Origin of the sequence: Pectobacterium parmentieri, from assembly GCF_001742145.1 — a bacterium.
Taxonomy (GTDB): Bacteria; Pseudomonadota; Gammaproteobacteria; order Enterobacterales; family Enterobacteriaceae; genus Pectobacterium; species Pectobacterium parmentieri.
This window is the reverse complement of sequence record NZ_CP015749.1, coordinates 2,318,919-2,337,683: the sequence shown is the minus strand read 5'-3', so window position 1 is coordinate 2,337,683 and position 18,765 is coordinate 2,318,919. Positions and strand designations below refer to the sequence as shown.

19 protein-coding genes, 2 tRNA genes and 1 pseudogene are annotated in these 18,765 nt (G+C 38.2%); 10 read left to right on the top strand and 12 right to left on the bottom strand.

The annotated features are described in order from the left end of the window. Window positions 1-47: 47 nt before the first annotated feature. Together A8F97_RS10550 and A8F97_RS10545 are read right to left on the bottom strand one after the other, a co-directional pair. Window positions 48-590, bottom strand: coding sequence for a hypothetical protein (locus tag A8F97_RS10550; protein ID WP_033071211.1), 543 nt, complete (start codon window positions 588-590; stop codon window positions 48-50). Window positions 591-884: 294 nt separating this feature from the next. After that, entirely contained in the window at window positions 885-1,796 is a 912-nt protein-coding gene (locus A8F97_RS10545; protein ID WP_033071212.1) for a hypothetical protein, read from the bottom strand. A gap of 621 nt (window positions 1,797-2,417) precedes the next feature. On the opposite strand from A8F97_RS10545, the gene hxsD reads away from it, so the two are divergent. Genes hxsD through A8F97_RS10520 form a run of 5 tightly spaced genes read left to right on the top strand, consistent with a single transcriptional unit; the run spans window position 2,418 to window position 6,171 of the window. Next, entirely contained in the window at window positions 2,418-2,693 is a 276-nt protein-coding gene (hxsD, locus tag A8F97_RS10540; protein ID WP_033071213.1) for a His-Xaa-Ser system protein HxsD, read from the top strand. Beyond that, complete coding sequence (gene hxsB, locus A8F97_RS10535; protein ID WP_033071214.1) at window positions 2,690-4,084, top strand: His-Xaa-Ser system radical SAM maturase HxsB; 1,395 nt, start codon at window positions 2,690-2,692, stop codon at window positions 4,082-4,084. The genes hxsD and hxsB overlap by 4 nt, the downstream gene beginning before the upstream one ends. Continuing rightward, entirely contained in the window at window positions 4,077-5,189 is a 1,113-nt protein-coding gene (gene hxsC / locus A8F97_RS10530) for a His-Xaa-Ser system radical SAM maturase HxsC (RefSeq protein WP_033071215.1), read from the top strand. The genes hxsB and hxsC overlap by 8 nt, the downstream gene beginning before the upstream one ends. Next, a complete protein-coding gene (gene hxsA / locus A8F97_RS10525; RefSeq protein WP_033071216.1) occupies window positions 5,186-5,842 on the top strand; it encodes a His-Xaa-Ser repeat protein HxsA in 657 nt (218 codons plus the stop codon). The genes hxsC and hxsA overlap by 4 nt, the downstream gene beginning before the upstream one ends. Before the next feature lie 47 nt (window positions 5,843-5,889). Then, a complete protein-coding gene (locus A8F97_RS10520; RefSeq protein ID WP_033071217.1) occupies window positions 5,890-6,171 on the top strand; it encodes a hypothetical protein in 282 nt (93 codons plus the stop codon). Window positions 6,172-6,352: 181 nt separating this feature from the next. Here A8F97_RS10520 and A8F97_RS10515 read toward each other — a convergent pair whose 3' ends face one another. The 5 genes from A8F97_RS10515 to A8F97_RS10500 form a co-directional block, all read right to left on the bottom strand. Beyond that, window positions 6,353-7,150 (bottom strand): aKG-HExxH-type peptide beta-hydroxylase, encoded by a 798-nt coding sequence (locus A8F97_RS10515; protein ID WP_033071218.1) that lies wholly within the window; start codon window positions 7,148-7,150, stop codon window positions 6,353-6,355. Continuing rightward, a complete protein-coding gene (gene yhhC, locus A8F97_RS10510; protein ID WP_033071219.1) occupies window positions 7,140-7,727 on the bottom strand; it encodes a cyclophane-containing peptide 2OG-Fe(II) oxygenase YhhC in 588 nt (195 codons plus the stop codon). Before yhhC ends, A8F97_RS10515 begins: the two co-directional genes overlap by 11 nt. Window position 7,728: 1 nt before the next feature. Then, a complete protein-coding gene (gene yhhB / locus A8F97_RS10505) occupies window positions 7,729-8,856 on the bottom strand; it encodes a cyclophane-forming radical SAM/SPASM peptide maturase YhhB (RefSeq protein ID WP_033071220.1) in 1,128 nt (375 codons plus the stop codon). Window positions 8,857-8,860: 4 nt separating this feature from the next. Further along, entirely contained in the window at window positions 8,861-9,019 is a 159-nt protein-coding gene (gene yhhA / locus A8F97_RS24435) for a YhhA family cyclophane-containing RiPP (protein WP_167353658.1), read from the bottom strand. A 700-nt stretch (window positions 9,020-9,719) separates the two neighbouring features. Further along, window positions 9,720-9,899, bottom strand: a complete 180-nt coding sequence (locus tag A8F97_RS10500; protein WP_033071221.1) for a hypothetical protein — start codon at window positions 9,897-9,899, stop codon at window positions 9,720-9,722. Between the two features lie 237 nt (window positions 9,900-10,136). Between A8F97_RS10500 and A8F97_RS10495 the strand changes: the two genes are divergently transcribed. Together A8F97_RS10495 and A8F97_RS10490 are read left to right on the top strand one after the other, a co-directional pair. Further along, window positions 10,137-10,331 (top strand): toxin-antitoxin system HicB family antitoxin, encoded by a 195-nt coding sequence (locus A8F97_RS10495; RefSeq protein ID WP_033071222.1) that lies wholly within the window; start codon window positions 10,137-10,139, stop codon window positions 10,329-10,331. Window positions 10,332-10,412: 81 nt separating this feature from the next. Continuing rightward, window positions 10,413-11,231 carry a hypothetical protein gene (locus A8F97_RS10490; RefSeq protein WP_033071223.1) on the top strand — a complete coding sequence of 273 codons (819 nt, stop codon included), beginning with the start codon at window positions 10,413-10,415 and terminating at the stop codon, window positions 11,229-11,231. 94 nt (window positions 11,232-11,325) lie between these two features. On the opposite strand, the gene A8F97_RS10485 is transcribed toward A8F97_RS10490, so the two are convergent. The 4 genes from A8F97_RS10485 to A8F97_RS10470 all read right to left on the bottom strand — a co-directional run bounded on the left by A8F97_RS10485 (window position 11,326) and on the right by A8F97_RS10470 (window position 15,094). Next, window positions 11,326-12,468, bottom strand: a complete 1,143-nt coding sequence (locus tag A8F97_RS10485) for a protein NO VEIN domain-containing protein (RefSeq protein ID WP_033071224.1) — start codon at window positions 12,466-12,468, stop codon at window positions 11,326-11,328. A gap of 150 nt (window positions 12,469-12,618) precedes the next feature. Continuing rightward, window positions 12,619-13,386 carry a hypothetical protein gene (locus A8F97_RS10480; RefSeq protein ID WP_033071225.1) on the bottom strand — a complete coding sequence of 256 codons (768 nt, stop codon included), beginning with the start codon at window positions 13,384-13,386 and terminating at the stop codon, window positions 12,619-12,621. Between the two features lie 175 nt (window positions 13,387-13,561). Then, window positions 13,562-14,839, bottom strand: a complete 1,278-nt coding sequence (locus A8F97_RS10475; RefSeq protein WP_033071226.1) for a tyrosine-type recombinase/integrase — start codon at window positions 14,837-14,839, stop codon at window positions 13,562-13,564. Window positions 14,840-15,018: 179 nt separating this feature from the next. Further along, window positions 15,019-15,094: transfer RNA gene (locus tag A8F97_RS10470), tRNA-Asn, on the bottom strand. 379 nt (window positions 15,095-15,473) lie between these two features. Here A8F97_RS10470 and A8F97_RS10465 point away from each other — a divergent pair. Further along, window positions 15,474-15,743, top strand: a pseudogene (locus A8F97_RS10465) (LysR family transcriptional regulator); the annotation flags it as partial. A gap of 393 nt (window positions 15,744-16,136) precedes the next feature. Then, entirely contained in the window at window positions 16,137-16,403 is a 267-nt protein-coding gene (iraP, locus tag A8F97_RS10460) for an anti-adapter protein IraP (protein ID WP_014699210.1), read from the top strand. Between the two features lie 310 nt (window positions 16,404-16,713). Here the strand turns inward: iraP and cycA are convergent, their stop codons facing one another. Then, on the bottom strand, window positions 16,714-18,126 hold the full coding sequence (gene cycA / locus A8F97_RS10455; RefSeq protein WP_014699211.1) for a D-serine/D-alanine/glycine transporter: 1,413 nt from the start codon (window positions 18,124-18,126) through the stop codon (window positions 16,714-16,716). A gap of 336 nt (window positions 18,127-18,462) precedes the next feature. On the opposite strand from cycA, the gene A8F97_RS10450 reads away from it, so the two are divergent. Continuing rightward, window positions 18,463-18,538, top strand: a tRNA-Lys gene (locus A8F97_RS10450). Window positions 18,539-18,765 lie beyond the last annotated feature (227 nt).

Genomic DNA, 18,765 nt, shown 5'->3' with positions numbered 1-18,765 from the left:
ATGTAATAACGGGAGTAATGTTTTCTCTTTTAGTTTGGTATGCATTATTATCCTTTCTTTCTAAGTATTTCAATAAGAGAAGACGCAAGTTTATAAAAAAATAACTCTTTATCACTGTGATTGCATTTTATAACACTAGTGTTTATTAAAAAACTCCGTTCTTGAATGAATTCAATGGATGCAATAAACGCTTTGGAGAAAGAACAGGTTAAAATAAATATTTGCCATCCCATGTAAGTCATGTTTTTACACAACATACTGTTGTCATGATACTCAAGATAAGTTTCATGATCCATTATATAAAAATAACTTGCAACTGCGGCAGAGAAAAAGAGTAATAAATCATTTAATGCCTTTATTGATTTACCCTTTAAGTAATACCAGTATGACATTGCTAGTGAAGCTAAAATTATACAACTCATACTCACCCAGTTATTTTTTATATTACATTCACGAGTTCCATTTGAAAGGTCTGATTGTATAAGTAATTTAAGTATGAAACCAAAAATTAATACACATACAATTACTGTGAATATTAACAATAAAATGTCAGACACTAATGCTTTTTTTAAATTAGGTTTTCTGCTCATGATTTTATTCTCAGTTTTTAATCAATAATTAATTTTTTTTATGTTGAATGATGAGATGTGGTAAACAATCAAACTGCGATTGATAATACTGAGAAATTAAAAATTTAATTTTTTCATTGACATGGATAATGTTCATTCAGTTTTCCATTTCTCCGCTATGAAATTTATACCTATCATACTTCAAGCTGCATTTTCGTTGGCTACTTTCAGTCACATGAATCACTTACCTGAGTAAGTTCATCGGGACTCCTTCCCTTGCCGCCTTCCTGAAACTCGAATTGTATTAGAGTATGTTTATATTAATGGCAGTTTATTATTTTCTCTTTCTATTACTTCTTTAAAAGAATTCAATTTTTCTAGTACTGTAATTTGTCCTGTTTTTGAGGCTATAAGTGTGTTGATGATTTCTAGACATAGTTGATAGGACTTTTTTACTATTGAATTAGACGTTAACCCAGCCCCTTTTGGTCCCCTGACGTAGACCACATCATCATTTGCAAAAAAAACAAAGCTACCATATTTTTTCACGGGATTATACTTCCTGTTCTTTAAAACTAATTCGAAGTTATCCTGAATCGCTTCATCATAATCTATCGACAATAAACCTTTTATTATTTTGTCTTTAAATAAAAATTCGTTATCTGCTGTAAATCTAAGAAAATGGTACTTAATAAATTCATCTTTTGATGAACCTGACTTCAACCAAAAACCACGTAATCTGGCATTGTGTTTTATATAATTGTTGATTTCATATAAAATATCATAACGCCCACTTATAATAAACTCTAAATATTTATCGAAATGTTCGCTGCATCTATTAAGATATGTTTTTTTTTCAACGTCGCTACCTTTGGTTAATTCGCCAATTTTGAATCTCTTAAAAATATCATTTTTTTTATGAATGTAATTAGAATTGTCGAACCCTCTAAATTCTATTTTTTGGGGTTTATCCAGAATAGTACCAATAAGTGAATAAATGACGTTGGAGAAATAATATTCAGTCAAGGTGGCAATGTTATTAATCAATGTGTCGAATAAGAAATAGCTTTCATTTTCTAAGTCATTTGAGTGACGGTCCTCACGTAATCGTGTGCTAAACTTTTCAGCACACCAAATAACTTTCTCTAATTGATATTCAAGTGAAAGTTCATAATCTATTTTCGCAGGGATTGTTGCAGATCTCGGTTCATATCCGGGGAGTATCATAATAATTTATCCATGTTATATTTTGTAGGTGCTTAGCTGGCCGTTAGAATTTGTTATTGCATATAGTATTTATGGTGTCATATCAATAACGGGGTAATATATCTAATACCTGTGATTTTTCAAATGGTTTTCGGAAAAATTACAAGGTTTAACCTTCCACCAAAAAAGCGGAACCTTAATTTTAAATTTTATACAGGTGTTATTTTCTTTTCAGTCGATAGTGACTGTATAGCATAATTCATGAAAGGAGTAAATAAAATTTCTAATTTCTTTCTCTGAAATGATTATCAATCTAATTTTTTATTAAATTAATAATACCGTTTACAAGAGATACTGTGGCTGTCTAACCTCGATTACTACGTAGATCAAAGCTCTTCACTGATCTACCTACTGTAACGTAACATGCCATCAATTGAATACAAGTTAAATCAAGATAAATTGATACTGTTATCTTGCTGTTATTTTTTTAATTAAATTTATTGGATTAATTATTTTTAGCTCTCAGGTGGATCTTTTTCGATAGTAGGGCTATATCGTATAAGCAGTATTTTAAAAAATCATTAGCATAAAAATATTTCACGTCTACAATTTTTTAATTGTTATTAATTAGACAGGACAGCAATGTTTATAAAAACTATAGAAAAAACAAACCATTCTGAATGGGTGGTGAGAAATAGTTTGTATTGGATGTCTGCTTACACAAGATGGCAACTGGGGGCAGATGACAACGACTGGATCGTTTCTTTTGAGTCCTTTGACGGCACCATCAAGTTTGAATTTGAACGCCTCCTGAATGATTACAAGCTCCGCGAAGCTCATCAAAGCCATACCGGACATATCAGGGCTTCAATCATCTCCACGGTGCTAAGAAGCATTGATGTGAGGCTGAGCGAATGAAGCCAATGCCATTTAACTTTGACAGGTTGAATGATGGCAGGGTATTCATCAGCAATCTGGCTGGCTTTCATCACTTCATCTCTAACGATGAATTAGAAAGCCTTTCCTGCAATAAATGGTCGCCGGAGTTCCGGTCTAGTGACATCCTGGAAAGTAAGCTGTTCATTGCCGACGATGCTTCCGAAGACCTGGCTTCTGCTTCACTCAGTTCAGGATTTGCTAAACGGCTGATGAGCGATCTGGCTGTCAGACCGATTTTCATGATTGTGCCAACATTGAGATGCGATCATACCTGCAAGTATTGTCAGGTCAGCCGGGCGGCAATCGGTGCTGAAGGTTACGATCTTGATCCGCATCTCATCCCTGACATCGTTCAGACCATTAAAAAACTGTCTTCTCCTCCCTATAAAATAGAAGTGCAGGGTGGGGAGCCTTTACTCCGGTTTGATCTGATCCAGGAAATATACGCTGAGTGTGAGAGAACGCTGGGTCAGCAATGCTTTGAAATGGTGATTGCCACAACGCTTTCACTGCTTGAATCGTCCATGATGGACTGGGTTAAAGATCGCAATATCACGTTCTCCGTTTCTCTGGATGGTGGTGAGGATATCCACAATAAGAACCGTCTCCTTGCCGAAGGTAAATCCTATTCAAAAGCCGTTGCGGGGATGCTGGCGGTGCGAGAGCAGCTTGGCGCAGGTCGCGTGGCGACAGTCACGACCGTTACCAAGGCATTGATCCAACATCCGGGTTCAATCATTGATGCCCATCTGGGATTAGGCTTGACTGATATCTTTGTCAGACCTGTTAGCCCCTATGGATTTGCCCATAAAGAAAGTTTCACTTTCTCGATGCAGGAATATTTCGACTTTTACGCCGCGTTGATTGACGAAATTCTGTGGCATAACCAGAAAGGCACTGCTGTGGTTGAACACTCAGCCGCGATACATTTAAAGCGGATTTTCAATCCTGGTTTTAGTGGCTATGCCGATCTGAAATCCCCCAGTGGCGTCGTATTGAACTGTATTCTCTTTAACTATGATGGCCGTGTTTATGGTAGCGACGAAAGCAGAATGCTTCAGAAGGTGAATGCAGATGCTGATTTTAGTGCCGGGGCTGTTTCAGGATTGTCTTTTTCTCAAAGCCCTTACTATCAGTCAGTTCTGAGTTCATCGTTCAATTTCGCTCTACCGGGTTGTGATACCTGTGCTTACCAGCCATTTTGCGGTGCTGACCCTTGCCAGAATATCAGTGTTCAGGGAGAGCCGGTAGGCGATAGAAGTCGCTCCATCTTCTGTCAATATCATAAGGGAATGTTCCGGTTCCTGATGAATGCCATTGCTCAGGATGGGCCTACCGCAACGATGCTGAAAAGGTGGGCTTATGTCTGAGGTGCTAAGAAACGATATCTTCCGTTTTACGGCAAAAAACACGGTTGAAATGGGTTTCTATCGGCTGTGCAAAAAGAAGCCCGTTGATCCACAGTTTTTTCTGCCAAATTTACTGATCCAACCTTCTTTTGATGATGGTGCGGTTGCACCTTATTATGCTGGCTCTATCGTCAGTAACCAGCTATACGAGTCCGTAGAAGATGGCGATATTGGCGTTGTGAATAATGGCAATATGCTCAGAGTGATTTTGTCTCGCAGAGCGAATCATAATACTGTCCTTGTGACGGAAAGATGTAATAACCGATGCCTGTTCTGTTCTCAACCGCCAAAAACACCCAATGATGACTGGCTTCTTACACAGTCTGCCCTTGCGATTGCGGCATTTAACTTTAATGGGCTTGTCGGGGTCAGTGGTGGTGAACCGCTGCTATATGGCGAAGAATTTCTCTCGTTTCTTGATTTCGTTATTGATAATGCTCCTGATACCTCTCTGCATGTATTAACCAATGGTCGACAGTTTGCTGATGCTCGCTTTGCTGCAAAGGTGAGAGAACGAAGCAAAAGAATGAACATCACCTTTGGGATCCCGCTTTATTCTTCACGACAACACATTCATGATCATCTTGTGGGGAGTGATGGTGCTTTCAGGGACACCGTTAAGGGTTTAATTAACGCTGGAAATTCAGGTATCAACATTGAATTAAGGGTCATCCCAACAAAGGCGAATTACCACGATCTTGCTGACGTGGTGGAATATATTGGCAGGGTTTTTTCTAACATCAGTCAGATCTCCATTATGGGATTGGAATCTATTGGCTGGGCAAGAAAGAACTGGGATGAGATTTTTGTCAGTCACGATTCGTATGCGACCTCTCTGTCCTTAGCTACCGACACGGCTAACAGAGCGGGCGTCCCGTTGGTGATATTTAATTACCCATTGTGTCACTTACCTGAATCTCTGTGGGATTATTCAACACAATCCATTTCTGACTGGAAAAATTACTACCCAGAAGCGTGTGAGCCATGCAGTAAAAAATCATCCTGTGCTGGTTATTTCTCCTCATCAAAAGGCCGTTTTCATCAAATGCCGAGACCAATCCTATGAAAAGATTAAAGTTAGCCTCTTTATTACCTGGGTTTTTAGCACTCAATAACTCGGTGTGGGCCAGTGATGCCGCGATGAATATTGAAGAGTTTGGCTACTCTCCATTAAATGATCACGACCTTGTGCTTGCACCGCTCAATACCGAAGTGCCTTTTTATATTGCCGGTCACCGAAGCCACAGCTCTCATCGTAGCCACAGTTCGCACAGCTCCCACCGTTCTTCATCCGGTGGTGGATATTATGGTGGTAGTGCTACACCATACTACCCTCGCAGCAGTGATTCATCTTCCGGGAGTAGCGGCTCAGGAGTGACGTCATCACCGTCTTCGCCAGCGGCATCTTCACCTTCAACGAGAGCGCTTCGTCCTGAAACCGGAAATTCTGTAAGCTCTTCAAGATCTGGAACGAGCCAAAATACCAATACCTCCATGAATGGTGTCTCTTCCGATCAGGAAAAAAGACGCAGGCTTATCATGCGTGTGCAATTTGCCTTGTTTGATAAAGGCTATTATGAGGGCATCATTGATGGCGTTATGGGGCCGGGAACCCGATCGGCTATAAAAACATATCGAATTAATAAAGGTCTCCCTTTACCAGCTACTGAAACGTTAGATACCCAGTTGCTGAATTCATTGGGGGTTTTGGCTCGGTGAAATATATTTACTATTTTCGTCAATTAAATAATGTAATGAGGTGAGAAATGGCTCTTTTATCACAATCAGATTTAAAGCATACATATAGTTGGACAGCATTAGGTAATGATGATCCGAAAAAGACAGGAAAGCCAGATAGCACATTGCTTAACCGACATGAAGGATATGAAGTCCTTCCATTTATCAATAGATTTGCTGAGAAACACTCTTTAAAGAATAAGGCGATTGGTCTTAAAGTAGAAAAGATGATCAGAGAAAATCTACCAGGTGATGTCCGTAGCCATAAAAATGTAATTGCTTGGTTAGAGAATAACTGGAATAACTATTGATTTTTAGATGACAGCTATAAACATAGCTGTCATCTAATTTATATTCTGCTTTATCGATTGTTGTTAATTGTTTTTATAAAAATAAATTTTATGCCGAGCATACCGACTACTACTGCTCAATAAGATAGCGCTCCTATAAAGAATAAACATATTGTCGGTTAAATTAAATATGTTATCTTGACTATAAGTCAGAAAAACAGAGTGTTGCGAGTCTACTGCCTTCCTTTGTTAAGGCCTTGCTTGTAAATATATGCTCAGATTTTTCTAATTCGTTCGTTATAGAAATTATTCTTCTTTCTATGAAATTACTATTTTTCACAGATGAGTTGTTCATTGTAATCCAGTATTTTCTGATGTTTGAGAAAACATAAATGGCATGAAGTAGGCCTCTTTCATTTCTACCTTCACCTTTCCACGGAGAATAAAAGTGGTTAGATAAATACTCTTCGTGAAACAATGGAATGTGTTTTTCAATACAAGTTAGTTGAAGATGTAAAGTTTCGTGAATAACACTTTCTGTGAATCTTTCTAAACGATTCGCTTCTTGAATCGATGGTATAGAGCAAAAAATATCAAAAGGAATATCTGGGTCACTGAAACTAACGTCATTATTTGGTGCCGATAAAATTGGATGAAATACCAAGGCAAATGACGAAATGGAGCTTTGTAAGTTTCTGACGCATGCAAGGCTTTCATACATCTGCAATGCTAAATCATTGAATGAGCTATACTGGAAATTCTCTTCCTCTACAAAAGATATACCCATCGATTCCCATGCTATTTTTTCTGATTCAGACAGAAATTTTGGATGTATATAATCTATGCCCGGTTTTTTTAAAAAAAATTCTTTGTCTGAATTATTTTGGGGTTGGGTCGTATTTTTTATAGTATATCCAGCATGGTCCTCACATAAGGATAAAAAAATAGGATCGTTATATCCCCATGATAATGGTTTGCATATGAATTTATTAATGTCCATGTTTTTTCCTGTAAAAAGAATATAAGATACTATATCTTTCCATATCATATACTTTGCTAACAGCATGATGTGAGTTTATGGAGATTTCGAATCCTTGGACATTTCCATGTAAGGGAGGAATTATGGCATGTAACGACTCGGGGTTGTCCTTAGAAAAAACCATAAAATATCCACCATTATTTTCGTTCCACTCCTTATTAAAATGAAAAAGAATCCTGTGACTCTCCTGTCCTTCTATATAATCATTGTGGATTTTAATTTTATCACCTGATATAAGTTTGTGAGCAACAATATCAACTTTGTTTGACAAACATACAGTGAAGTTTTTTTCGAGAAAGGATTTTAGTTCATTAATAAAAATATCGCTTTTAATAAAACTGATTTTTTCTGGTAGTTCGGCATCATAAAAACTAAATTCATATTGGTCATAAAATGACTGATTAACTCTTTTCCAGGGGGCATTGGTTTCAAGCCAACCTAAAATATCATCTGATATCTCTGATGGTAACCCTGAAGAGCAAGAGAAATATTTATATGGAGAGGTATTTATTTCTTTTTCCCATGCTGTTGTAATCATTTCATTGCTCACTTATTAGACTGTTATCAATTAAATATTTTTTTATTTCATTTATAACAACTTTATGATCTTCACAATATACGGAGGGATTATTAAATCCATTTTCCTTACTCCATCTATACAGCGGCATCCCCCCGCCACAAACATGAATGTGTTCACAGGATTTGCAAGTCTCGGATATCGGCATGGATGTTTTTGTGTATTTTTTAAACTCATCAGTGTTGATCACGTCTGAAATAGACGAACTATAAATATTCGGGCGATTGATAAAATAATCTACTCCTTCGAAAGAAGCTCTCAAAGTGTCATTTTTTCTAATTTCTCCATCAGATTCAATCACAAGAATTCCAAAATCATTTTCTCCTTTTCCCTCTTTACTTGGCGTGCCACCAAGTAAAATTTTAATAATGTCATCCAGGATTTTTATTGGTACAGGGGAGGGATCATTAATATAAAGTAAAAAAATAGAGTGTAACCAGTTTCCATATTCAGTTGAGACAAAGCCTCTTTTCCCGACAGGAAGTTTATCGTGGTTTCCATCCTGAAAAAGAAAATCCATACTTGGTGTATTTAATTTTTTTAAATAGTTATAAGTATCCTGTGGATGTATATTGGGGTGTACGACGGATAAAGTTCCTGCAAACAAGAACTTACTATTAGGATGCGAACTTAGTTTTTTTATACCAGCAACAACTTCATTGAAGCTACTTTTCCCGCTCCTAGTAAACCGAGCAATATCATTCGCTTTTCTTGAACCATCTATACTTACAGAGATGCTTACTTGATTCTTTTCACATAGTTCAAGAATTTTATCACTAATTAAAGCTCCATTAGTTTGTATACTTATGGGGTATTTTTCAGGAATTAAATAATTTCTTAGCCCTGTAAGTAGGGATACGAGACGTTTGTATCCAAGTAAAAGTGGTTCCCCACCATGTAGAACTATGGCAAAACCAGCACTTTGATAAGTGCTGTATTCAGACAGTCTTTCTATTATTTTTTTGATCGTTGTATCTGACATATGATACGGCTGTTCCTTCCAGCTCGTATCTGCCCCCCGATACACATAGCAGTAGGTGCAATCCAGGTTGCACCTACTTGCTGTTTTTAACAGAACTGTGTCTAACATTTGACTAACGGTTGTGGCGGTTGTGAACACGATCATAACGGCTGTTTGCCATTATATCTTTTTCGTGTCTAACCTCCTCCATTAGACGTGCTAGAACTGCATTATTTTTTATAGTAACGGCTTTGTTTTCAATAGGTTTTTTTGCTGTGTTTTCAGATTTCATCTTATTGCTCCAACCAGATATGTAACAGAATCCTACATCAAATCCATCTGATTGTAAATTTGTTGTTATCTTTTTGTTTTTTAGATGATTTAAATTGTTTATTTTTACAACGTATTGTTTTTTAATGAATTTAAAATGCCTATTTTATAGCATACGTATATATGTTTGACCCAAATAGTTTTTTCATAATATAATTTTATATACGGTAGATATGCCATATATGATAAATATCATAAGACAGTAATGCCAATACACAGCTTTCTTTGTCTACCGTTACACTTCAGATAGCTTGTGTTTACCCCGCGATAAACTTCTCGTCTTTTGTGGATGATGTAGTTCTATGCCAACTAACGTTATGGTCTTCACTCACGCTGTGTGCTCAGGACAGATAATAATTCTGGTTCTGTGCTTGTGTGGCAAAGTGTCCTTGTTGCCCCTAGTCACCGATCCCGCACTGATTATGGGATTCAGATTGATATCGACTTCATCATGATGTAGGTCTTTGATTTTTAGCGTTAGCGCAGATTTTCGCCAGACAATACCATACTGTTTCAGGTAACAGTGCAAGGTGCTGGGCTGAAGCTCTACATTTAAAACTCGGATTGAATTCACTTAAAGTGATCTATTAAGGGGGGATCTGACTGGCAGAGTATGCCTGTATGCCAGATCCGATTACGGAAGGAATGGTGATTATTTCACATTACTGGTTTTGAACGACTTCTTCTGCATGAAAATCCTGATATAACCAGTCGAGCCTTTCCCAGAGGATGAACGTCAGAATTTCTTTGACTTGAGGCTGTTTGGTCTCGATAACGGCATAGATCAATGCTCTGCACTGATCGATGATTTCTTCCGGCTCTAAAGGTGTGTTATCGAACATGACGCACCTCCGTAGCTTGCCAGAACAGATTAAAACAACGCTTAACTTGTTTAAGGTGCTTATCAATAAGGGAATTGCTAGACTTGCTGATAGCCATATCGTTAACTCCATAACGGTGTGGTTAGCCCCTGCCTGGTAGTTGCATACCTTTCAGGGGCGAAACTGGTGATGAGTGTAATGTGCTTTTGTGGTAGTGTACGTACCTATAAAATCCAGCATAGTTAAAAAGGTACGTACATGTCAACGATAAAACGTGATACGAAGAAATCTTCATCAACAGGTAAATCACCGACTTTCCAGATACGCATCTCGCCTGAGCTCCGAGAACAGCTTGATGAAGTCGCAGCAAAAGAAGGTGTCAGCCTCGGCAATTGGTTCAAAGAACTGGCCCGTCAGGAGTTGAGAAAGCAGGGGATTGAGCCGAAGGGGTGAGCTGGTAGAAGATGCATATAATGGTCCTATGCCGTCTTCTCTTGTTATTAACTTAGCATTATTTTTTCGATGGAGAAGACAATGCAGGAAGACATTATCACTTCTAAGAATGGCAAAGGTATATTTAATCGAAAGGATTGGCTTGACGAGTCTAAGAAATTATATCTATCTGCAAAATTACTAAGAGAGTGTGGTGAAGATAACAAAGAGCTTCTTAGAGATAAAGGAGGAAACATACCATATAATAAAGCTTGTGATTATATTGATATGGTATCTTCAACTGCAAAAACGAGTAGGTTATTATTAGGTTATTCCTTTGAAATGTTATTAAAGTCAGCAATTTTATTAATGAACTATGGTGCCAGAAAAGAAACGCTAGATAAAATATTTAGGGAGTATGGGCATAACCTGGAAAAAATGGCTGCTGATTTAGGTTTAATGCTAAATAAGGATGAAATGATACTTTTGAAACTTTCCGCCCATGATATCGTATTGCAGGCAAGATATCCAATTAAAGTAGAGGATGATGATAAATATATCGATGAGTTAAATGAAAGGAACTCTCAATTGGCGAGTAATAAAACATTTTATGACATGGTTTTTCTGTATGATAAAATAAAGTCAATTGTCGCAAAGTTTGATCGTGATGTTAATAATTGTGCTGATTTTAATAAGTTTAGATGTAATGATTTTATTCTTTTTATGAGAAGTGGCGGTGGATTGAAGTCAAGAGCGATAGTGAGTTTCTCTTCATCTTTTATTGCAAGTAATAAAAATAAATTATTTTTAAAGAGTTTTATCCAAGAGCATTCAGGAAAAATAGCCTTACTTTACATATGGCAATGGGATTCTTTTGAGTTCTTTGAAGATACAGGAAAGAAACTTCTTTCGCTTGGATAGTGATTTTTATATACCCAATAAACCTATATTTTGAGATTTATTGGGCGTATTTTCGACCTGTTATAGTTGGTTTGGTTATAAAAATGTGGGCATTTTAGTCATTTTCTTCAAGATCAAACCTTACTACATAAGAACAGGGAAACATTTCACTGTTTGAATAAAAATCTTTGGCACGTTTGGCTAGGACATCGTAAGGGTTTCCATCCTTGCTATAGAATACTAAGTAAAAGTAATAATCCTTGCTACTCTCATCAGAGATAGAAACTGAGCGTTCGTTTTCAGAAAGATAAAACTGGAAGCATTCTTCTTTTCTGTTTCTGCCAACTGATTTAACCTCTATATATCTTTCATGTCCAGGCGTATTAAAGGAAAGGTAGTCATATCCATAGGAAGGTGTGTCACGACGATCTTCTATTTTCTCGACTAAATTTTGATATCCAAGACCAATTAAACGATTTCTTTCCCATTCGATAGCAAACTCTTCACTCATCTTTCCTATGGCATCTCTGCTTGCAGAAATATCTTCGAAGTTAACCTTCCGCCTGGCTTTTTTTCGAGTTTTCTTAATAGTAATTGAAATGTTTTTTTTCAAATCTTCACGTATGAACTTGGCATAAAGAAATGACATGAACTTAGGGTTACTCCAGTCCTTTGTGATTTTATTAGCTAATTTATTTTCAACTAATAAGTTCTGATATCTGCTCACAAATTTTTGCTCCTGAATTCCCATTTTCAAAGCAATTTCAGTGAGATGTTCAGAGCTACATATATTTAAATAAATGTCAGGGAAGTAGAGACTTAATATCTTAGCCTTAAACATTTGGGAAAGAGGGTTTTCATCTATCTCACGGAAATTCTTTGATTGACCTGCTTGAATAAGGTTTAATAGAGCTTCTTTAACCCGATGAAAAGCTTCATTTGTTGTTTTCCCGAACTTCTTAGTAAAACGATATTGAGTTTTTAGATCATCTTTTGTTTTTCCAAAATAAACGCCAAACTTATATGCTGTTGCTCCTTGCATATTTGCCCAGGCTTTTGTTTTTGCTTCGACACATGCGCAAAACGATGCAGTTCCTTTGCCGATCACATACTCATCAAGGGTGATGTCTTTAAGTCGGTTAAGTGGATAGGCATGCAGAAATTGTCCACGGGAAATTAACGCTTTGTCTTCATATACAGTATCAAAATCTTTTCCAAAGGTATGGAGATCAGAATCAAAATTATATATATTCATCATTGGTAACCATTTATTTAAATTTTTTAATGAGTCATTTATATATCATGCCAGTAGTGTTTTTAGCTTTTTGAACGAAGCTGATTGCAGAAAAAACTTGTATTAAAATAAAGCCAGACTGTAACATTTAAATTATTCGATTATTTTTATGGCTTAATGAATCTCTTTGTTAGAGCTGGCTTCAGCCTCTTTGATGTTCTCATCGTGATCTCCCTCTTTGTTTTTATTGAACGATAGTAAAACACCACCATCCTTTTCTATACATATATCTTTATTAATTGAATTTACGAAAAAGTAATTACCACTAAAATAACCTAAGTAAATAATCTTTGATTTTTTATCAACGAGACAATTTTTTGAACTGGTTTTTAAATAATAAAAATCAGAACTACCTTCTAGAAGATTAGTTATGTTTTTGCTTCCTTGGAAATAAGATATTGTTGGCAGTGTGCAAGTGAATATGATTACGAAATTTCTAATTAATTTTTCTTTGTCTATCAAAAATGGTGGGTTGTGTAAAAAATAAAATATACTGACCATTGAAGCAATTGGTAAGGCGTAGGAGATTTTTTTCTCTGGCTCTGTAATAAATAGATTATATAAATAAATAGACAATGAAAAAATATTCATTAATGTTAACATTATACCTAATGACAGTATCAACCAGAAAAGTATTTTTATGATTTTCGGATCGTCATCTTCTGGTTTTCTTGTTCCTTTTGAATTATATGAATCCATCAATACCCAAAAGAATACTCCTAATGCGGCAGGTATTAAGGGATATGTTGCTGATTTGATTATGTCTACGGGGGACATGAATTCTAATACGTTAAAATGTAAAGGTATCCAAAAACCTAGGAGATAACATACTCCTACAAACACAAAATAGAAATAACAAAAAGCGGAAAGACTCCAGTTCATCGTTGTATTATTTCCTTGTGTTTTTACTCGAAGCTAGGAGGACTGGACCACTGCTTAAGTCGCCCCAGCCAAGGTAGTTAGTTGCGACGACGCTGTTCGTTATATCATTAATAGGCTTAGGTTGATAGAGCTCCAATAAGCCCCAACGACCATGAAGGGGCTAAAAGGGCAGGGGTTATTGCTTCCTGTTGGCAAACTCAAACGGGCTAACTACTCCATTGCGGTTCGCATCCAGAAAATCAGCCCACCATTGCAGCATCAGTTTACGCTGGTCAAGATGACTGACTTTATGGGTATAAGCAGATCTAACGGTGTTTTTCTCTTTATGGCTCATTTGAAGCTCAACCGTGTCTTCCGACCATAATCCTGATTCCGTCAATGCACTACAGGCTAACGTGCGAAAGCCATGCCCACACAGATCCGTTTTGGTGTCGTATCCCATACGCTGAAGGGCTTTATTGATAGTGCCTGAACTCATCGCAGAATCACTGTCGTAAAACCCGGTGAAAATAAACCCGTCACCCGCTTTTTCACCATAAGTGATCTGTTTAACCTCTTTCAAGATCTCAACTGCCTGCCTGCACAGTGGGACAAAATGCTTTCTCTTCATTTTGGCACCACGACCTGAGTGTTTTACCCCTTTAACTTCCTTGCGTTGTTCAGGGATAACCCAGAGAGATTTTTTGAAGTCGATTTCACTCCATCGGGCAAAACGTAACTCACTTGACCTGACAAAAACCAATAATGTGAGTTTGATCGCTAATTCTGTTAAAAGACCCCGACCACGGTAGTTGTCGAGTTTTTGTAAGAGATCGGGAATTTCATAGATTTCGATAGAAGGGCGGTGCGCTGTCTCACCTTTTTCGATAGTGCCTTGCAAATCATAAGCAGGGTTGTAACTGATGATTTTCTGCTGGACGACGTATCGCATGATAGAGGTTGTATACTGCTTCAGGCGCATGGCGATGTCGAGATAGCCTAATTTCTCAACTTTTCTGAGGGGGATGAGTAAATCGCTGGTATCAAGCTCTGATACATCACGATTTCCCAGATCTGGCAGAAGGTAGTTTTCAATGCGTCTCCAGACCTTAACTTTGTAGTCTTCTGACCACTTGGTTTTGGTCTCAGCCCATGCACGAGCCATTATAGCAAAGGAGCGAGATTCATCGTGTGTTCCTTGTCGCTCACGGCCTGATTTTTTTCTGGCTCCTGGATCAATCCCATAAGCAATCAGCTTACGCGCTTCATCACGACGCTCCCTTGCGTCAGTCAAAGAAATCGTAGGGTAAACCCCCAGCGCTAACAGTTTTTGCTTTTGTGCAAAGCGGTAGGAAAGCCGCCAGTATTTAGAGCCGTTCGGGTGGACAAGCAGGTGCATACCAAAACCATCAGTAAGCTTGTATTCTTTCTCAAGAGGTTTAGCTTTTTTTACTTTGGTGTCAGTAAGTGACATAGATTCTCTTTCCTTTTTGTTGGTATAAGGAAAATCTAACCAGAACTACCAAGAAATCTACCAACAAAATTGCTGGATATAGGTGTATTTCAGTGGATGTTAGTAGACAAGAGAGGGGAGGCAAGTGATTGATTAAATGCAAAAATGTAGACGCCCGTAGGCATCTACATTCTTTAATATGGCTCCTCTGACTGGACTCGAACCAGTGACATACGGATTAACAGTCCGCCGTTCTACCGACTGAACTACAGAGGAATCGGTTAAGTGCGGTGGATAATAGCGGTAGCGTTTCAGGTTGTCAAAGGCTGTTATCGATGGATGCGTTTGATTGCCGAACTAATAACCAACATATTGAAATTATTGCTCAAGTTGAACACTAAAAAGTAATGAAATGTGCCGATTAGCGGGTAGGCTTGCACCTTAAAATAGCAAGATTTGCTTTAAGATGGTGCAGACGTAGGTTGTCCCGATGATGGGTTCCCCATACAAAATCAAAGAGGTTGGTTGGCAGAATCATTTCTTTTCCTTATTTTACCTGTTTCTTATCAAGGCAATATCACTTTTTCTTAGACATAGGAACATAATATGGCGCGCTTTTTGCTACCTCTTTAGGGTAATTACTCAGGAGGCAGGCATGAATCTTAGACGGCTCAAATATTTTGTGAAAATCGTTGATATCGGTAGCCTGACACAGGCTGCTGAGTTGTTGCATATTGCACAACCGGCGCTGAGCCAGCAGGTCGCGACGCTGGAGAGTGAACTTGAAAAACAACTGCTGGTGCGGAGTCGACGTGGTGTTACGCCTACTGAAGCGGGGAAAATTCTTTATTCTCATGCACAGACGATATTGTCACAGTGTGAACAGGCAAAGGATGCGGTGAGTGGTGCACGGCAATCAATGAGTGCGTAAATGTTAACTATAGAGCCAGCCGTTTCCCGATGGCTGGCTATTAATCTGACTTCCTTGTTTGACGTCCTATCATAAATGAGCGCCTTTTATTTTTTTCTGTGAAAATCATCACAATTTATAACACTGGTGTTTTTTTAAAACAGTAATTTTCTCTCAAAAATAAAATGGTTTTTTAATTTTTTTACTTATTTGATTTATTTATCTGTAGCGATTCATTTTATTGCTGTAGTGCGAATATGATTTTCTTAAAATGATAATAGACACTAGCGGTCAGGCCATTCACAGTGTTACATTAATCTCCGTTATGTTTTCTCTAATCCTGTGCGACAAATAGCGGGTGTTGCCTTGTGGATGCATGGTGGTTATTTTTTTGATTAAGGAGTTCAAATGAATAATATCCTCTCTCATCTTTTAATAAAGTTGGCAGAAAAGGAAGTTGGAGAAAAAGCGCTTAATGCTAAGATTGAATCGTTAGAGATGCTGATTTCTGCTATTGTTTCAACGTTAGATGATAATAAAATCAATGAGTTAAATAAAAGAATAGAAGGTGTTGTTGCTGATGCGTCGCAGCGAAAGGATGAGTGTAATTGCTTAGCTTTCGAATTATTGGCGAAAAATATCAATCGAATCACAACCGTTTCATTGCGGGAATAACTTTTTTATATATCAATGGTGGCGACATTAATTGGTCGCATATTAATTCCTGTACATCAGTTGAGAATTATTTATATCCAATAATAGAGAGTACTTGTGCTATGCGCGATTTTTCTGAAAAAAATTGAAGGCGCTGACATTGTCTGCGCCTTTCTTGCATTAATACCCGCCATGCTTCAAGTTACATGTGCATTGGTTGCGTTCAAATACTCAGCCTGTCGTGGGCCTCAGCCCAAAGGGCCAACACGTTGTGTTGTTCAAAACGCTAACTTTTTGTCCTGAAACTAGAATTATTTAGTGTATATACACGTTACTTCACGTCCACTGCCTGCTTTTTTCGGCGAATAAACTGATAAGCAATAGCCAGAATAATAAACCATAACGGTGTGACAATGAGTGCTTGGCGTGTGTCCGGCTGCAATGTTAGCAGTACGATAACGAAAGCGAAAAAGGCCAAGCATACCCAGCACATGAAGATACCTAATGGCATTTTATATGATGACTCTGCATGCAACTGTGGGCGTTTTTTACGATATGTTAAGTAAGAGCACAGGATGATACTCCAGATAAACATGAATAAAATTGCAGAAACGGTGGTCACTAGCGTAAAGACGGTCATCACATTCGGAATCAGATAAATCAACACCACGCCTGAGAGCAAACAAATACAGGAAAACATCAGCCCGGTAGAGGGGACTGAGCGTTTAGATAGCATACCGAAACTTTTTGGCGCATCGCCTTGTTTAGCAAGGCCAAAGAGCATGCGACTGGTTGAGAATACACCACTATTGGCGGAAGATGCTGCAGATGTCAGCACGACGAAGTTGATCATACTGGCAGCAGCAGGTAAGCCGACAAGTACAAACATTTCCACGAAAGGACTACGATCCGCAGTAATTGCACTCCACGGCGTTACGGACATAATCATGATTAATGCAAAAACATAAAACATGATTATGCGAATTGGGATGGCGTTAATCGCGCGGGGCAACACGATTTTTGGATTTTTAGTTTCAGCGGCGGTCGTACCCACCAGTTCGATGCCGACAAACGCGAATACGGCTATCTGGAACCCAGCAAAGAAGCCACTAATCCCTTTAGGGAACATGCCGCCATCATTCCAGAGATTGGTAAAAGAGGCGACATTTCCAGATGGAGAAGAAAACTGCATCATGACCAGTGCGACACCGACCACAATTAGTGCGACGATGGCGACAATTTTTATCATTGCGAACCAGAATTCCATTTCGCCAAACAGTTTCACCGTTGCCAGATTTAGCGTAAGTAATAGCAGAACGCAAAGCAGGGAAGAGACCCACTGCGACAAGTCAGGGAACCAGAACTGAGAGTAGGCGCTAATCGCTACGACATCGGCAATCCCGGTTACTACCCAGCAGAACCAGTAAGTCCAGCCAGTAAAAAAACCAGCCCATGGCCCAAGCAGGTCGGCAGCAAAATCACTGAATGATTTATAGTTGAGGTTGGAGAGTAATAACTCTCCCATCGCACGCATGACGAAAAACAGCATAAATCCAATGATCATATAAACGAAAATGATCGAAGGACCAGCCATGCTGATTGTTTTGCCCGAGCCCATGAATAGCCCAGTACCGATCGCTCCGCCGATGGCGATGAGTTGAATATGACGATTAGTCAGATTCCGTTGCAGTCCCTCTCCCTGTTCAGAGGTAAGGTCTGCGGATTCTTTTGATTGTTCGACCATTTAAGTACACTTTCCTGTTTCTGTCTGTGATGTGTTTTGAGCTCTTTGGCGGCTCTCGTTTGCGAAAATCGAAGAGAATAAGATAGCTCAACCGCAGTACTTATTACAGCGGATGTCTGAGATAGCCAAGCATAAAGAGGGCAGATAATGATGTAAGATGCTGTTGTATGTTTTTTGCCCTAAAATGAGAATGATATAAAATGACGCGGAGTATAGATATATAGCTCGAGCAGGTTAACAAAATTGCCAGTCGCTAACAATGCTATTATTGCGGTATAAAAAATTAATATGAAGTGTTTGACAGGCGAGCCTGGGAGGAGAATAATCCCCCCCGTTGGGTCGTTAGCTCAGTTGGTAGAGCAGTTGACTCTTAATCAATTGGTCGCAGGTTCGAACCCTGCACGACCCACCAACAATTTCAAGCAGTTAAGATTTTTGATCCAAGTTTTTTGGATTGATTTTGATCTATATATATCCGCACTTTAATTTCATTTTCTCTTATTAATTCTTATTTTTCATTTAATTTCAAGATTCTTCCCATTTAATACATCCGATGGCCTTTGGTGTGTCTTTTATTCATATTGTGTATTAACGTCGAGAAGAAATATAGAGAATTGGTGGTATATACCCGCCATACTT

Excerpts from the sequence above, each read along its gene's own strand:
- yhhB (WP_033071220.1), bottom strand. The coding sequence starts at position 8,856 with ATGTTAGACACAGTTCTGTTAAAAACAGCAAGTAGGTGCAACCTGGAT.
- A8F97_RS10490 (WP_033071223.1), top strand. The coding sequence starts at position 10,413 with ATGCAGGAAGACATTATCACTTCTAAGAATGGCAAAGGTATATTTAAT.
- A8F97_RS10475 (WP_033071226.1), bottom strand. The coding sequence starts at position 14,839 with ATGTCACTTACTGACACCAAAGTAAAAAAAGCTAAACCTCTTGAGAAA.
- A8F97_RS10545 (WP_033071212.1), bottom strand. The coding sequence starts at position 1,796 with ATGATACTCCCCGGATATGAACCGAGATCTGCAACAATCCCTGCGAAA.
- yhhC (WP_033071219.1), bottom strand. The coding sequence starts at position 7,727 with ATGATTACAACAGCATGGGAAAAAGAAATAAATACCTCTCCATATAAA.
- A8F97_RS10485 (WP_033071224.1), bottom strand. The coding sequence starts at position 12,468 with ATGATGAATATATATAATTTTGATTCTGATCTCCATACCTTTGGAAAA.
- A8F97_RS10550 (WP_033071211.1), bottom strand. The coding sequence starts at position 590 with ATGAGCAGAAAACCTAATTTAAAAAAAGCATTAGTGTCTGACATTTTA.
- iraP (WP_014699210.1), top strand. The coding sequence starts at position 16,137 with ATGAATAATATCCTCTCTCATCTTTTAATAAAGTTGGCAGAAAAGGAA.
- hxsB (WP_033071214.1), top strand. The coding sequence starts at position 2,690 with ATGAAGCCAATGCCATTTAACTTTGACAGGTTGAATGATGGCAGGGTA.
- A8F97_RS10515 (WP_033071218.1), bottom strand. The coding sequence starts at position 7,150 with ATGGACATTAATAAATTCATATGCAAACCATTATCATGGGGATATAAC.
- A8F97_RS10480 (WP_033071225.1), bottom strand. The coding sequence starts at position 13,386 with ATGAACTGGAGTCTTTCCGCTTTTTGTTATTTCTATTTTGTGTTTGTA.
- hxsC (WP_033071215.1), top strand. The coding sequence starts at position 4,077 with ATGTCTGAGGTGCTAAGAAACGATATCTTCCGTTTTACGGCAAAAAAC.
- cycA (WP_014699211.1), bottom strand. The coding sequence starts at position 18,126 with ATGGTCGAACAATCAAAAGAATCCGCAGACCTTACCTCTGAACAGGGA.
- A8F97_RS10500 (WP_033071221.1), bottom strand. The coding sequence starts at position 9,899 with ATGTTCGATAACACACCTTTAGAGCCGGAAGAAATCATCGATCAGTGC.
- A8F97_RS10520 (WP_033071217.1), top strand. The coding sequence starts at position 5,890 with ATGGCTCTTTTATCACAATCAGATTTAAAGCATACATATAGTTGGACA.
- hxsD (WP_033071213.1), top strand. The coding sequence starts at position 2,418 with ATGTTTATAAAAACTATAGAAAAAACAAACCATTCTGAATGGGTGGTG.
- hxsA (WP_033071216.1), top strand. The coding sequence starts at position 5,186 with ATGAAAAGATTAAAGTTAGCCTCTTTATTACCTGGGTTTTTAGCACTC.
- yhhA (WP_167353658.1), bottom strand. The coding sequence starts at position 9,019 with ATGAAATCTGAAAACACAGCAAAAAAACCTATTGAAAACAAAGCCGTT.
- A8F97_RS10495 (WP_033071222.1), top strand. The coding sequence starts at position 10,137 with ATGTCAACGATAAAACGTGATACGAAGAAATCTTCATCAACAGGTAAA.